This is a genomic window from Pseudolactococcus insecticola, from assembly GCF_011170065.1.
In the GTDB taxonomy this organism is placed as follows: domain Bacteria; phylum Bacillota; class Bacilli; order Lactobacillales; family Streptococcaceae; genus Pseudolactococcus; species Pseudolactococcus insecticola.
Genome location: NZ_BLLH01000002.1, coordinates 216,902 through 230,849, shown reverse-complemented (window position 1 = coordinate 230,849; position 13,948 = coordinate 216,902). Strand labels below are relative to the sequence as shown.

15 protein-coding genes and 1 pseudogene are annotated in these 13,948 nt (G+C 40.4%); all 16 read left to right on the top strand.

Annotated features, from left to right (window positions below; genetic code table 11):
• Nucleotides 1-30: 30 nt before the first annotated feature.
• The 16 genes and pseudogenes from Hs20B_RS03375 to Hs20B_RS03300 all read left to right on the top strand — a co-directional run bounded on the left by Hs20B_RS03375 (nt 31) and on the right by Hs20B_RS03300 (nt 13,912).
• On the top strand, nt 31-828 hold the full coding sequence (locus tag Hs20B_RS03375) for a phage antirepressor (protein WP_172355608.1): 798 nt from the start codon (nt 31-33) through the stop codon (nt 826-828).
• Nucleotides 821-1,165 carry a DUF7768 domain-containing protein gene (locus tag Hs20B_RS03370; protein ID WP_172355606.1) on the top strand — a complete coding sequence of 115 codons (345 nt, stop codon included), beginning with the start codon at nt 821-823 and terminating at the stop codon, nt 1,163-1,165. Before Hs20B_RS03375 ends, Hs20B_RS03370 begins: the two co-directional genes overlap by 8 nt.
• On the top strand, nt 1,158-3,401 hold the full coding sequence (locus Hs20B_RS03365) for a phage/plasmid primase, P4 family (protein WP_172355604.1): 2,244 nt from the start codon (nt 1,158-1,160) through the stop codon (nt 3,399-3,401). Before Hs20B_RS03370 ends, Hs20B_RS03365 begins: the two co-directional genes overlap by 8 nt.
• 132 nt (nt 3,402-3,533) lie before the next feature.
• Nucleotides 3,534-3,821 carry a VRR-NUC domain-containing protein gene (locus Hs20B_RS03360; protein WP_172355602.1) on the top strand — a complete coding sequence of 96 codons (288 nt, stop codon included), beginning with the start codon at nt 3,534-3,536 and terminating at the stop codon, nt 3,819-3,821.
• Nucleotides 3,818-5,171 (top strand): annotated as a pseudogene (locus Hs20B_RS03355) (SNF2-related protein). The gene Hs20B_RS03360 and the pseudogene Hs20B_RS03355 overlap by 4 nt, the downstream one beginning before the upstream one ends.
• A gap of 2 nt (nt 5,172-5,173) precedes the next feature.
• The gene (locus Hs20B_RS03350; RefSeq protein WP_172355598.1) at nt 5,174-5,608 is read left to right on the top strand and encodes a DUF1492 domain-containing protein; all 435 of its coding nucleotides are present in this window, start codon (nt 5,174-5,176) and stop codon (nt 5,606-5,608) included.
• 122 nt (nt 5,609-5,730) lie between these two features.
• A complete protein-coding gene (locus tag Hs20B_RS03345) occupies nt 5,731-6,096 on the top strand; it encodes an HNH endonuclease (protein WP_172355596.1) in 366 nt (121 codons plus the stop codon).
• Nucleotides 6,097-6,222: 126 nt separating this feature from the next.
• On the top strand, nt 6,223-6,801 hold the full coding sequence (locus Hs20B_RS03340) for a P27 family phage terminase small subunit (RefSeq protein WP_172355594.1): 579 nt from the start codon (nt 6,223-6,225) through the stop codon (nt 6,799-6,801).
• 1 nt (nt 6,802) lies between these two features.
• On the top strand, nt 6,803-7,585 hold the full coding sequence (locus Hs20B_RS03335) for an S-adenosylmethionine synthetase N-terminal domain-containing protein (protein ID WP_172355592.1): 783 nt from the start codon (nt 6,803-6,805) through the stop codon (nt 7,583-7,585).
• The gene (locus Hs20B_RS03330) at nt 7,585-8,823 is read left to right on the top strand and encodes a site-specific DNA-methyltransferase (RefSeq protein WP_172355590.1); all 1,239 of its coding nucleotides are present in this window, start codon (nt 7,585-7,587) and stop codon (nt 8,821-8,823) included. The genes Hs20B_RS03335 and Hs20B_RS03330 overlap by 1 nt, the downstream gene beginning before the upstream one ends.
• Nucleotides 8,816-10,381 carry a DNA cytosine methyltransferase gene (locus Hs20B_RS03325; RefSeq protein ID WP_172355588.1) on the top strand — a complete coding sequence of 522 codons (1,566 nt, stop codon included), beginning with the start codon at nt 8,816-8,818 and terminating at the stop codon, nt 10,379-10,381. Before Hs20B_RS03330 ends, Hs20B_RS03325 begins: the two co-directional genes overlap by 8 nt.
• Nucleotides 10,382-10,463: 82 nt before the next feature.
• Nucleotides 10,464-10,688, top strand: a complete 225-nt coding sequence (locus tag Hs20B_RS03320; protein WP_172355586.1) for a DUF4314 domain-containing protein — start codon at nt 10,464-10,466, stop codon at nt 10,686-10,688.
• Nucleotide 10,689: 1 nt separating this feature from the next.
• Nucleotides 10,690-10,911 carry a DUF6900 domain-containing protein gene (locus Hs20B_RS03315; RefSeq protein ID WP_172355584.1) on the top strand — a complete coding sequence of 74 codons (222 nt, stop codon included), beginning with the start codon at nt 10,690-10,692 and terminating at the stop codon, nt 10,909-10,911.
• A complete protein-coding gene (locus Hs20B_RS03310) occupies nt 10,895-11,077 on the top strand; it encodes a DUF5049 domain-containing protein (protein WP_172355582.1) in 183 nt (60 codons plus the stop codon). Before Hs20B_RS03315 ends, Hs20B_RS03310 begins: the two co-directional genes overlap by 17 nt.
• Nucleotides 11,070-11,210 carry a hypothetical protein gene (locus tag Hs20B_RS03305; protein ID WP_172355580.1) on the top strand — a complete coding sequence of 47 codons (141 nt, stop codon included), beginning with the start codon at nt 11,070-11,072 and terminating at the stop codon, nt 11,208-11,210. Before Hs20B_RS03310 ends, Hs20B_RS03305 begins: the two co-directional genes overlap by 8 nt.
• Nucleotides 11,211-11,284: 74 nt before the next feature.
• Nucleotides 11,285-13,912 carry a terminase TerL endonuclease subunit gene (locus tag Hs20B_RS03300; protein WP_172355578.1) on the top strand — a complete coding sequence of 876 codons (2,628 nt, stop codon included), beginning with the start codon at nt 11,285-11,287 and terminating at the stop codon, nt 13,910-13,912.
• Nucleotides 13,913-13,948 lie beyond the last annotated feature (36 nt).

Sequence of the window (13,948 nt, the reverse complement as noted above, 5' to 3'; positions counted from 1 at the left end):
CGAAAATTAAATTTATAGGAGGTTCATCAGATGAACAAAGAATTACAAATTTTCAATAACTTAGAGTTCGGAGAAATTCGGACGACAGTTGTAAATGAGGAACCGATGTTTGTTGGTAAGGATGTCGCTAGTATTCTTGGCTATAGCAATACTAGAAAAGCATTGGCTGATCATGTGGATGCTGAAGATAAGGATGGGGTAACGATTCGTGACGCCATCGGTCGTGAGCAAACGGTCATTTCAATCAATGAAAGTGGGCTTTACAGCCTTATCCTTTCAAGTAAAATGCCAAATGCTAAGAAGTTCAAACGTTGGGTAACTTCTGAAGTACTACCAGCGATTCGGAAACACGGCGTGTATGCGGTTGAAGAATTGATTAATAATCCTGATCTTGCTATTGCTGCTTTGACAGCGTTAAAAGACGAGCGTGACAAGAACAGTTTGTTGAATCAGAAATTGGCTATCCAAAATCAACAAATTTCTGAACTGAAACCCAAGGCAACATATTATGATGTCATTTTGCAATGCAAAGATTTAGTCGCTATTTCTGTCATTGCGAAAGATTACGGTTGGACGGCCAATAAAATGAACCAGTTTCTACATTCAAAAGGTATTCAATTCAAGCAAGGACGTATTTGGTTGCTCTACAAAAAATTTGCGGAGCAAGGTTATACCAGCACGAAAACGCATTCTTACGATGGTAAGGACGGCACAATGCACAGCAACATTCATACCTACTGGACGCAAAAAGGACGTTTGTTTATCTATGATTTGTTGAAAATTGACGGCATTCTACCAATGATTGAAAGAGGTAACGAAAATGACTAGAAATCCAAATTACAAACCGCTGGTCTTCATCAGCTCCCCATTTTCTGGAGATGTTGAATCAAATATTGTAAAGGCAAGAAAATATTGTCGTTTCGCTGTGGATAATGGCTATATTCCAGTTGCACCACATTTGCTATATCCACAATTCATGAATGAGAAAAATGAGCGTGACTCTGCCCTGCATATGGGCATTGTCTTGCTTGGAAAATGCGAGGAGGTTTGGGTATTTGGCGACACGCTTTCGGAGGGAATGTTGCAGGAAGTACTTCAAGCTGAGTATTGGGGAAAAATAGTCCGTTGTTTTAACGAGGCTTGCGAGGAGGTAAAGCATGCTTAATTTCACACTCTATAAATCAGACTTTAGAGGTAATCTGAAAAATTGCCTGTTTCCTACTAAGGTTGATGTAACTGATCAGCAGTCACTACAAAGTGCGATTCAATTTGATCATGTAACTGCTGAGTACAGAGATAGCTATCGGAGTGGGGCAAATTTTCTAAGTTCAAACGTGATTCCACTAGACTGTGACAATGACCACTCCGATAATCCGCAAGATTGGGTAACGTCTGTTGATGTCGCAATGGCGTTTCCAGATGTTTCATTTGGGGTTACTTATTCACGAAACCATATGAAAGATAAGGGCGTGAAGTCAACACGTCCACGTTTTCATGTGTATTTTCCAATCACGACAGTTACAAACGCAGATGAGTATGCTGCATTAAAACAACAAGTTCAAGCGGAGTTTCCGTATTTTGATGATAATGCTCTGGATAGTGCAAGATTGCTTTTTGGTACGCCAAATACTGAAGTTGAGATATTTGAGGGTAGTAAAACTGTTCTTGATTATCTGAATGATGACTTGTTTGTGAATTGGGATGAAGAACAATATCAAATTTCTGAGGGTAGTCGGAATAGCTCTATGAGCCATATTGCGGGAAAACTTATTAAGCGGTTCGGTAATTCTACCGAGGCGCATGAAGAGTTTATCAAAGCATCTGAGAAGTGCCATCCACCATTGCCAGATGAGGAATTGTCTACAATTTGGAATAGTGCCGTGAATTTTTGGAAGAAAGTATCCAAGCAAAAAGATTATATTCCACCAGAACAATACAACTCTGATTGTGCACTTAAGCCTACTGACTATTCAGACGTGGGACAAGCGACAGTATTAGCTCGTGAGTATGCAGGTGTTTTACGCTATTCGCCATCAACGGATTACATCGTTTACAACGGGAGCTATTGGGAGGAGTCTAGTCCAAAAGCTCAAGCTGTGGCACAAGATTTGACTGAGCGTCAATTAGAAGAGGCGGAAACTGAAATCAAGAAAACGATGAAAGAGATGATCGACAATGGGGCTTTTGAAATCCTCGCAAGTGTTGGTGCGAAAAAGGCACAGACTATTTTTAATAAAGCTCAATTGCACTCTTTTGAAAAATACGAAGAGGCGGGAATTTACAAGAAATATGCGATAAAAAGGCGTGATGATAAGTATCTAACTTCAGCCTTAAAGGTTGCTAGACCAAAACTAGAGATTGAGCAACGGATTCTTGACGTGAACGAATTTTTGCTCAATACACCATCTGCTACGTTTGATTTGCAAACTGGCGATAAGCGAGAACACAATGCATCAGACTTTATTACGAAACAGACTGAGTGTGATCCAAGCTCTGATAAGGATAATATTTGGCAAGACGCACTCAGCACGATTTTTTGTAATGACCAAGAGTTGATTGATTATGTCCAAAAAATTGTTGGTTTGGCATCAATTGGTAAAGTTTATGTTGAGGGATTACTTATCTCCTTTGGCGAGGGTCGAAATGGCAAGTCGACATTTTGGAATCTGATTTCTCGTGTCCTTGGGAATTACAGTGGTAGTATTTCTGCCGATATTCTTACAACAGGGATTCGCAGAAATGTGAAACCAGAGCTTGCTGAGGCAAAAGGAAAGCGATTATTGATTGCGGCAGAGCTTGAGGAGGGGATGCGACTCAATACATCAAACATCAAGCAGTTGTGTTCGACAGATGAAATCGCTGCAGAGAAGAAATACAAAGACCCATTCAAGTACGTGCCAACTCACACGCTCGTTCTTTATACGAACCACTTACCCAAAGTTGGTGCGATTGATAAAGGGACGTGGCGCAGGCTGATTGTGATTCCTTTTTTGGCTAAGATTGAGGGGAATGACGACAAGAAGAATTATGCGGATTATCTTTTTGAGAATGCGGGAGGGACTGTTTTACAGTGGATTCTTGAGGGAGCGAAAAAAGTGATTGCGGATGATTATCATATTGCGCTCCCCAAAGTAGTTGAAAATGCAATAAATACTTATAAAAGTGACAATGATTGGCTTGGACATTTTCTAGAAGATTGCTGTGAAATGGATAAAACGTACACTGAGAAATCGGGAGAACTTTATTCCGAATATCGTGCTTTTTGCCTTAGAACGGGCGAGTATGTTCGCAGTGCAGCAGATTTCTATACTGCCTTAGACGCTGTGGGAGTCACGCGCAAAAGAAGCAATAAAGGCGTAATCGTTTATGGTCTCCGTCTAGTTTCCGAGTTTTTGGAATAGCGTATTTTTATTAAAAGTGTAGCCCCATGTAGGGTCTTACCTTACTTTTCCTAGTAAGTAAAAAAATACTACCTATAGAAAAGTTAATGTAAAGGGGTACATGGGGATACACTAAAAAATTTGGAGGTTGAAATGTTAGAAAAAATAATTGAACAAAAGCTTGGTATAGCAGTCAAATCAGCAGGTGGTCGCTGTTTAAAGTTTATAACACCAACACTTGATGGTGTTCCAGATAGACTTGTCTTAATGCCCCAAGGTCGAATTGCCTTTGTGGAAGTCAAACAGAAAGGGCAGAAACCCAGACCACTACAAGTTTTACGAATGAAACAATTGACGAATCTAGGGTTTAGGTGTTTTGTTCTTGATGATATTGAGCAGATACCTGAAATTGTAAAAACGTTAGGAGGTGATGCCAAATGAAGTTCATATCACATGACTACCAGAAATTTGCGATTGAGCATATCAAGAAGAACAAAATTTCTGCCTTATTCCTTGATATGGGCTTGGGTCGGAAAAACTGTGACGACTCTGAGTGCTATAAAAGATTTGATGTTTGATGAGTTTGAGATTGGTAAGGTATTGATTATTGCACCACTTCGGGTAGCACGTGATACATGGCCAACGGAAATTGACAAATGGGATCACCTAAAAGACATGACGTATTCAGTTGTCATGGGAACGCCAAAACAGAGAATAGCAGCACTTCAGAAATCGGCGAATCTGTATCTCATCAACCGTGAGAATGTTGATTGGCTGATTACGAAAAGTGGCAAAGCTTTTGATTTCGATATGGTTGTAATTGATGAGCTGAGTTCGTTCAAAAATTACAAGGCAAAGCGATTCACGAGTTTGATGAAAGTCAGAAATAAAGTCAATCGAATTGTTGGTTTGACTGGGACACCTTCGAGTAACGGTTTGATGGATTTGTTTGGCGAGTTCAAACTACTGGATATGGGCGAGCGACTTGAATATTACATTACACATTATCGTGAGAAGTATTTTGAGCCAGACAAACGAAATGGGATGAGGATATTTTCTTGGAAACCAAAATCTTGGGCTGAGGAGGCAATCTACGACAAGATTTCAGATATCACGATTTCGATGAGGTCAGCTGACTTTCTTGATATGCCTGAGTGCGTGATGAATGAAGTTTCCGTTTCTTTATCAATCAAGGAATTAGACAACTACAATGAGTTTAAGGAACAGTTGGTTGTTGAACTAGGTGACACGGAAATTGATGCAGCCAATGCGGCGGTTCTTTCAGGTAAACTACTTCAGATGGCAAATGGAGCAGTTTATGACGAGGACAACGAAAGTATCCCAATTCATGATCGAAAACTTGATGCTTTGGAAGATTTAATTGAGGGCGCAAATGGTAAGCCACTACTCATTGCTTATTGGTTTCAACATGATTTGGCGAGAATTAAAAGTCGTTTCAAGGTACGACAAATCAAGTCAAGTCGGGATATACAGGATTGGAACGAGGGAAAGATTGAAGTTGCGATGATTCACCCAGCAAGTGCAGGACATGGTTTGAATCTTCAAAGTGGTGGCTCAACGCTTGTGTGGTTTGGGCTAACGTGGTCACTAGAATTGTACCAACAAACCAATGCACGACTTTGGAGACAAGGACAAAACGATACCGTTGTGATTCATCATATCATTGCGAAAGATACAATTGACGAAGATGTGATGAAAACATTGAAACTAAAAGAGAAAACGCAAAATTCACTGATTGATGCAGTGAAAGCAAGATTAGGAGGAAGATAGAAATGACACCAAAGGAATATTTGAAACAAGCCGATAGATTAAATGAGCGAATTAATTCTTTACTTACTGAAGTTGATGAATTGAGAGCATTATCGTTTAGCGTACCAACAACAAGATTTAGAGAAAGAGTGCAAACAACAAGAAGCAATGAGGCATCATTTGTTCGTTGCTTGACTAAAATTGCAAAGCTAGAAGATAAGATTAACAAAGAAATCGACCATTTAATTGATTTGAAAATTGAAATTGGCGAGGCAATTGAACGAGTAAATAATACTGAAGAACGTATATTATTGCGTTACAGATATGTAAACAGCTACTCTTGGGATAAAATCTACGTTTTGATGAACAGATCAAAGAGTGGCACACATCGAATCCATTCTCAAGCACTACACCACTTTCAAGTACCTAACTCAAAAGTTGGGACACAAATGGACTAAACTGGACTTGTTTAGACTGGGAGAGTTGATATAATAGTATTATGAAAATATTGTAAAAGCACAGAGCCTTTGAGGAGTAATCCTTGAAGGCTCTTCTCATGTTCAAATGGAGGTAACATGCAATGCCAAGAAGTCCACGCAAGCCATGCAAGTTCCAAGGCTGTCCGAATCTAACTGATGGAGACTACTGTGAGGAACATAAAGATAAAGCAAGGAAACGTTACGAAAAGTATGAACGTGACCCAGCAACCTCAAAGCGTTACGGCAGAGCTTGGCGAAAGATACGTGCGAGGTATGTTGCAGAGCACCCTCTGTGTGAGATGTGTTTAGAAGAAGGACGGCTGACACCTGTCGAACACGTACATCACATCATTGAGTTGAGTGTTGGTGGTACAAATGATTTTAGTAATTTGATGAGTGTATGTAAGCATCATCACTCAAAGATTCATAGAACTAGAATGAACTTAAAAGACAAGAGTGCATTGTAAGAATAGGTGGTAGGGGATGTCAATCTCTACCACTATTTTTATGCACCAGCGGCGTGGGGTCACACGCACAAAGTTTTGAGTTCAAAGGGGGGATAGCCCCTAGATAATGAAATGAGGTGAAAAATAGTGTCAAAAGATGGAACAATGCGTGGTGGCAGAAGAACTCGTTCAGGGGAACGTCCGCAAGCATTAGTTGATAAAATCTCCGCTGGAAAATCTGTCAAGCGGATGGAAATAGATGATTTGCCAGATGTTGATTTATTGGTCGGTGGAGATATTGGTGAAGGAGTGGAACTTGAAGGTAGCTATTTCCCAGAGCCAAGTGAATATCTGTCGGCAAAGCAAAAAGATGGAACGATACTCGGGGCTGATGATATTTACCGTGATGTTTTTGAATGGCTACATGATAGAGGGTGCGATAAGTTAGTCGCTCCTCGAATGGTCGAAGCATACGCTCAGAATTTTGCTCGTTTTGTGCAATGCGAAACAGCACTGAGCCAATATGGTTTGTTAGGAAAGCACCCAACCACATCGGCAGTAATGGCATCTCCGTTTGTTGCGATGAGTCAGAACTTTCAAAAGCAGGCAAATGTCATCTGGTATGAGATTCAACAAATTGTAAAAGAAAATTGCAGTGTGGAATATACGGGAGATCTTAACACGGATGCAATGGAGAAATTATTACGCTCAAGGAAAGGAAATTAATATGATTGAAAAAGTAAATCCGAGTCACCCAGACAAGGTGGCAGATAGAATAGCAGGAGCCATTGTCGATTTAGCTTATGCAACTGAAGAAAATCCTAAAATAGCAGTTGAAGTTTTGATTGGTCACGGTAAATGCCATGTGATGATTGAAACATCGGCTACTCTTTCTTTTGATGAAGTGAAACGTGCGATTAACCGTATCGCAGGTGACGTGAAACAAGATATTGTAATTGTTCCACAAGACAAAGAATTGGCGGCTAATCAAGTTGATGAAATTCGCTGTGGAGATAACGGTATCTTCAAGGGTGTGCCACTCACAGAAGAACAGCTCAAACTTTCAAAAACTGCTCGAAACCTTTACGAAAAGTATCCAATGGACGGCAAATACATTCTTGATGGAGAAAGGTTAATTATTTGTCAAAGCCATGCGAAAACAACTGACTTACAGAAATTGTATCCAACTGCACAGATTAATCCACTAGGTGATTGGACGGGTGGAACTGATGTTGATACAGGGGCAACCAATCGTAAACTTGGTTCTGATATGGCTGACTCTGTTACTGGTGGTGGCTTACACGGTAAAGACTTATCTAAAGCTGATGTATCAATTAATATCCATGCGTTCCTTAAGGCCCAACAAACAGGAAAACCTGTCGAGTTGGTGTGCGCCATTGGTGATGAGAAAGTTGATGGCTTGCCTTACTCGGAAATTGTAGAGGAAGCCAGAGACTTCGTGGATCAGCTTGGAGGCTTTGAGAAACTTGCGAAATGGGGGTTATTCTAATGACAAAAACGATAGACCGATTTGAAAAAGTTGATATTGAAAAGCTGATACCCTATATCCGAAATTCTCGAACTCACTCGAAGGAGCAAGTGCTACAACTTCGAGCCTCTATCCGTGAGTTCGGATTCTTGAATCCATGCTTGATCGATAAGGAGTATAATGTCATTTCTGGGCACGGCAGAATCACTGCGGCAAAGGAAGAAGGCATCAAGGAAGTCCCGTGTATCTTTATAGAACATCTGACAGATGCACAAAAACGAGCTTACATCATTGCCGACAACAAACTCGCCATGAATGCGAGTTGGGATGAAGAAATGCTCTCGATTGAGTTATCAGACTTACAAGGTGCGGAATTTGATTTGGATTTACTTGGCTTTGACGCTTCTGAGATTGATCAGTTGCTTAATGGTGATGCAGAAGGACAAGATGATGATTTTGATGTGGATGCTCAGCTAGAGAAACCAACTTTTTCAAAAGCAGGAGACTTGTGGCTTTTGGGCAATCATCGTCTTGTCTGTGGCGATAGCACCAATCAAGAAACCTATGATGTTCTGATGGATGGGAAGAAGGCAAATCTCTGTGTGACAGATCCACCTTATAATGTGAACTACGAAGGGGCGGCTGGAAAAATCAAAAATGACAATATGGCAAACGAGGAGTTCTACAGTTTTCTGTATGATGCTTTTTCTTGTATGGAAAAGGCAATGGCTGATGATGCTAGCATTTATGTATTCCACGCTGATACGGAAGGGTTGAATTTTCGTAAAGCCTTCGTTGAGGCAGGCTTTTATTTGTCAGGGACGTGTATTTGGAAGAAACAAAGTCTTGTCCTTGGGCGTTCGCCATACCAGTGGCAACATGAGCCAGTTCTCTATGGGTGGAAAAAGAAAGGCAAACATCAGTGGTACACAGGTCGTAAAGAATCAACCATTTGGGAATTTGATAAACCTAGGAAGAATGGTGACCATCCTACGATGAAACCAATCCCACTACTTGCCTATCCTATTACAAACTCAAGTATGAGCAATTGCATCGTCCTCGATCCATTCGGTGGTAGCGGCTCGACTTTGATTGCCTGTGAGCAGACGAATCGCATCTGTCACACGATTGAACTTGATGAGAAGTTTGTGGATGTTATCGTGAACCGCTACATCGAACAAGTCGGAACATCTGAAAATGTCACACTGATCCGTGACGGCAAAACATACAAATACAGTGAGGTGACTGGTGATGAGTAATTTAACTTTAGGTAGCTTATTTTCTGGTAGTGGTGGCTTTGAATTAGGTGGACTCCTGAGTGGGATTACACCTAAGTGGGCTTCAGAAATTGAACCATTTCCAATTCGAGTGACAACCAAACGGTTACCACAGGTTAAACATTTAGGAGATATTAAAACTATCCACGGAGATGAAATCACACCCGTGGATATTATTACATTTGGCAGTCCGTGTACTGACTTATCCATTGCAGGAAAACGTGCAGGACTTGAGGGTGATAAGTCATCCTTATTTTACCAAGCTATCCGAATAGTCAAAGAAATGAGGGAGAAAACTAATGGAGAAAAACCAAGATTTATCGTGTGGGAAAATGTCTGCGGGGCATTTTCCTCAAACAAAGGCGAGGACTTCAGAAGTGTCCTCGAAGAAATCTGCCAAATCAAAGATGAAAACCTTACTATCGCTCAACCTAAAAAGTGGGCAAATGCAGGAAGAATCGTGGCAGATAACTTCTCACTTGCATGGCGAGTGTTTGACGCTCAGTATTGGGGAGTTCCCCAACGCAGAAAACGTATCTACCTTGTCGCAGATTTTAGAGGCGAATGTGCCAACAAAATATTATTTGAGTCAGAAGGCTTGTCTGGGTATTCTGCGAAGAGCTTCCGTGCGTGGCAAAGAGCTACCACAAGTTTTAAAGAAAGCGCTAAAGATGCAAGCAACCTGTGCTTAAACGACCAAGGTGGCAGTCGAATGGATGTGACCAAAGATATGACTTGTACTTTAAGGGCAACATCGAACCACCCACCGTTAGTATTTGAAAATCATAGCCAAGATAGCAGATTTAAAGGACCACTTGAAACCGCTCAAACTGTTCTTGCGACTTACGGAACTGGTGGGAATAATCAGCCCTTTGTCGTTGAACTAAAAACATATGATGTGAGATTAACATCTGAAAGAACAGTAAATTCACGAGCGAACATCTATGAAAGTGACACTTCACGAACGATTGATACTTCTGGGAATGCACCAGATAGCAATCAAGGAGGTATTGCAGTTGTCTCTGTTCAAGGTTCTATGATTGGTCGCAGTGATGAAAATGGACCGAAAGGAAGTGGTATAGGTGAAGAGGTTAGTTTTACGCTTAATACAGTGGATAAGCACGCAGTGGCCTATTCATCAAGTAAGAATTCGCATTTTACACAGGCAGAAAAAGAAAGGGCGAGTACACTGGTCGCCACTGATTACAAAGATCCTCCGCTAGTCAATGATGGTAGATATATTGTTCGTAGACTGACACCAACGGAATGTGCAAGACTGCAAGGCTTTCCATCTTGGTGGTGTGAGAGCCTTGAAACTGAAAACCTAGCTGAAGATGATTTAATATTTTGGAGAGAGGTATTTGAAACCTACCGATTAGCAGTTAAGCCAAGCGTAAAACCAAAGACAGATAAGCAAATCTTGAAATGGTTAGCTAATCCATATTCTGATTCTGCTTCTTATAAGATGTGGGGTAATGGAGTCGCTTTACCAAATGTCATATTCGTGCTTAGTGGCATTGCCTACTATGCTCAAAAATAATTAGAAATATCGCATAAAAGACTTGCTATTATAGGCGTTTAGAGTGATATATAGTGTAGCGAAAATAAGAGGAGGTAGGCGAATGTTTCCAAATAGAAAAATAGTAGAAAGGCTTAAAAAACAATATCCAAAAGGCGCACGAGTGAAATTGGTAAAAATGGACGATACATATGCACCACCAATTGGAACACTTGGAACGGTAAGAGGTGTGGATGACATTGGTTCTATCATGGTTTGTTGGGACAATGGTTCGGGTTTGAGTGTGGCTTATGGCGAAGATATGGTAACGAAAGTTGAGGCGGTTTGAAATGAAAAAAGTAAGTAAACGCAAAATCTACAACATTGCTAAACCACATATTTATGAACTTGAGGAACGTGGCGATTTACAAGCACATAACAGCGACTCGGAAGACTTCCTTGATGTTGCGGTTTGGAGCCTTGAGAAAGCACTTGTGGCGGCGTACGAGCAAGGAAAGTTGGATGCTCAAAAAGCATATGAGAAGGAGAAAAAAGATGAACTCAAAAATTAAGGAGCAGATACTGGCAGTCAGAGAAACAGGTCAAACAAATATGTTAGATGCGACTACTGTTCAGCGAATTGCCAATGACAAAAATTTCTTTGAACTTGTGATTTTCATTGAAGAACATAAAAATGATTACACAAATTTCATTATGACAGGAGAATCCAATGATTGAAAAAATCTATTTTCCAGAAAATGATTATGGGATTAAAGAAGGTTATTACGCATGGCATGAGTTAGTGGCTTTGCTCAGAGAAAACTGCGATAAAGCTGATGTTGTACGATTTATCGCTGATATGATGGAATAATAACTTAAACAGGACTTAGCAAGGACAGCTTGAAAGGCTGTTTTTTGCGTTGCGAAGAAAGGAGTTGACAGCTGTTGCGAAAATTAAAGAAATACAAACCAACGAAGTTTAAAGCGAAAGATTCTGTCTACAATGAGACACTGGCAGATTACGCTGTTAACTTTATTGAATGTTTATGTCATACGAAAGGCACATGGGCAGGCAAACCATTTGAATTAATTGATTGGCAAGAACAGATTATTCGAGATTTATTCGGCACTATTAAGCCAAACGGCTACAGGCAATTCAATACGGCATACATTGAAATTCCCAAAAAGATGGGCAAACAGGTATCACTTAACACACTCATTCCCATACCAGATGGTTATACGACTATGGGAGATATTAAAGTTGGAGATACTGTTTTTGATGAAAGAGGACATGAATGCCAAGTTGTCGCCAAAAGTAACATTGATTATCAAGAAAAAGCCTATCGAATCATATTTAAAGATGGTGAAGTCATTGACGCAGGGGCAAACCATCAGTGGGCTGGACAATGGACTTATGGCAAAAAGAAAAATTGTACGATGACAACAAACGAATTATTTCATCTTCCTAAAGACGGTAATTCCTATAGATTTCGTATTCCAATTGCCAAGTCGATTCAGACGGATTCAAAGGAATTATTGATTGAACCTTATTTGATGGGTTACTGGCTAGGAAATGGGAATGCTGTCAAGCCAGAAATCACCATTAAGACGGAAGATATAGCAGGAGTTCTTAAAAATATTGTTGGCTATTATGATATTAGTAGCACATGGCTAAATGTCGGTGATAGCATTGTGGTGAATATTCCTGCATTAAGGCCTATATTGCTTCATAGCTTTCATGAAAAGAAAATACCAATAGAATATTTACGTGCTAGTCATGGGCAACGTCTGAGATTGTTACAAGGACTAATGGATTCAGATGGATGTGTGAATGGGTTGAAAGGTCAGGCTATTTATACCTCAACAGAAAAAATGTTGTCTGAGTCTGTAAGTGAGTTGCTTTGGAGTTTAGGGATAAAAAATGCGATTTCTGAAGCTGAATCTACGCAAAGGGTTGATTGGAATTTAAAAAGTAGTGAATGTGGACGTATTTCGACGGGAGAAACTTTATATTATGTGAAATTTACGGCATTTGAGGATACAAGAATCTGTGGTTTAACGAGAAAGCAGAAGAATAGTACAAAACGAAATCCAAGAACTAGAAGTCATTTTAGGTATATAGATAGAATCATTCCGATTAAGAATAGGGGAATGCAATGTATTCAGGTAGATAGTCCATCACATCAGTATTTGATTGGCAAATCCTATCTGCCAACACATAATAGTGAACTTGCTGCGGCTGTTGCACTACTGCTTACGTGTGGCGATGGTGAGGAGCGTGCTGAAGTGTACGGCTGTGCGGCTGATAGGCAACAGGCAACCATTGTGTTTGACGTAGCTGCTGATATGGTTCGAATGTGTCCCGCTTTGAACAAGCGTGTGAAAATATTAGCCTCACAAAAACGGATAATTTTTCAACCGACAAATAGCTTTTATCAAGTGTTGTCCGCTGAGGCTTATAGCAAGCATGGTTTCAACATTCACGGTGTGGTGTTTGATGAACTTCATACGCAGCCGAATAGAAAACTGTTTGATGTTATGACCAAAGGTTCAGGGGATGCGAGAACACAACCCCTTTACTTTTTAATCACAACTGCTGGTACAGATACCAATTCTATCTGTTTTGAAACACATCAAAAGGCATTAGATATTATCGAGGGACGGAAAAAGGATGCGACCTTTTATCCTGTGATTTACGGCGCTAAGGAATCGGATGATTGGACTGATCCAAAAGTCTGGAAGAAAGCAAATCCGTCACTTGGTATTACAGTAGGGATTGACAAAGTTAAAGCAGCTTGTGAATCCGCCAAGCAGAATCCTGCAGAAGAAAATTCGTTCCGACAGTTACGACTCAACCAATGGGTCAAGCAAGCTATACGTTGGATGCCAATGGATAAATGGGACGCTTGCTCATTCAAGGTCGATGAAGAAATGTTAAAAGGTAGAGTTTGTTATGGTGGACTTGACCTTTCAAGCACAACGGATATTACAGCTTTTGTTTTGGTTTTTCCACCACTTGATGAAGAAGATAAATTTTGCGTTTTGCCTTTCTTTTGGATTCCAGAAGATACGCTAGATTTGCGAGTCAAACGAGATCATGTCCCTTATGACTTGTGGGAGAAACAGGGGTTCGTCCAGACGACTGAGGGGAATGTGGTACATTATGGCTATATCGAAACATTCATTGAAAATTTAGGGAAAAAGTTCAATATCCGAGAAATTGCTTTTGACCGTTGGGGCGCAGTGCAAATGGTGCAGAATTTAGAAAACATGGGATTCACAGTTGTACCATTCGGACAAGGCTTTAAAGATATGAGTCCACCGACTAAAGAGTTGATGAAACTGACACTTGAAAAGAGATTGGCTCATAGTGGTCATCCAGTCCTACGTTGGAATATGGATAATATTTTCATTCGAACTGACCCTGCAGGTAATATCAAGGCTGATAAGGAAAAATCAACTGAGAAGATTGATGGTGCGATTGCGGCTATTATGGCGCTTGATAGAACGATAAGATGTGGCAATGATAATGGTGCGAGTGTTTATGATGATAGAGGATTATTTGTGATTTAAAAAAGGTTGCTATTGTTCCGTTAATTCGTTTTGTGT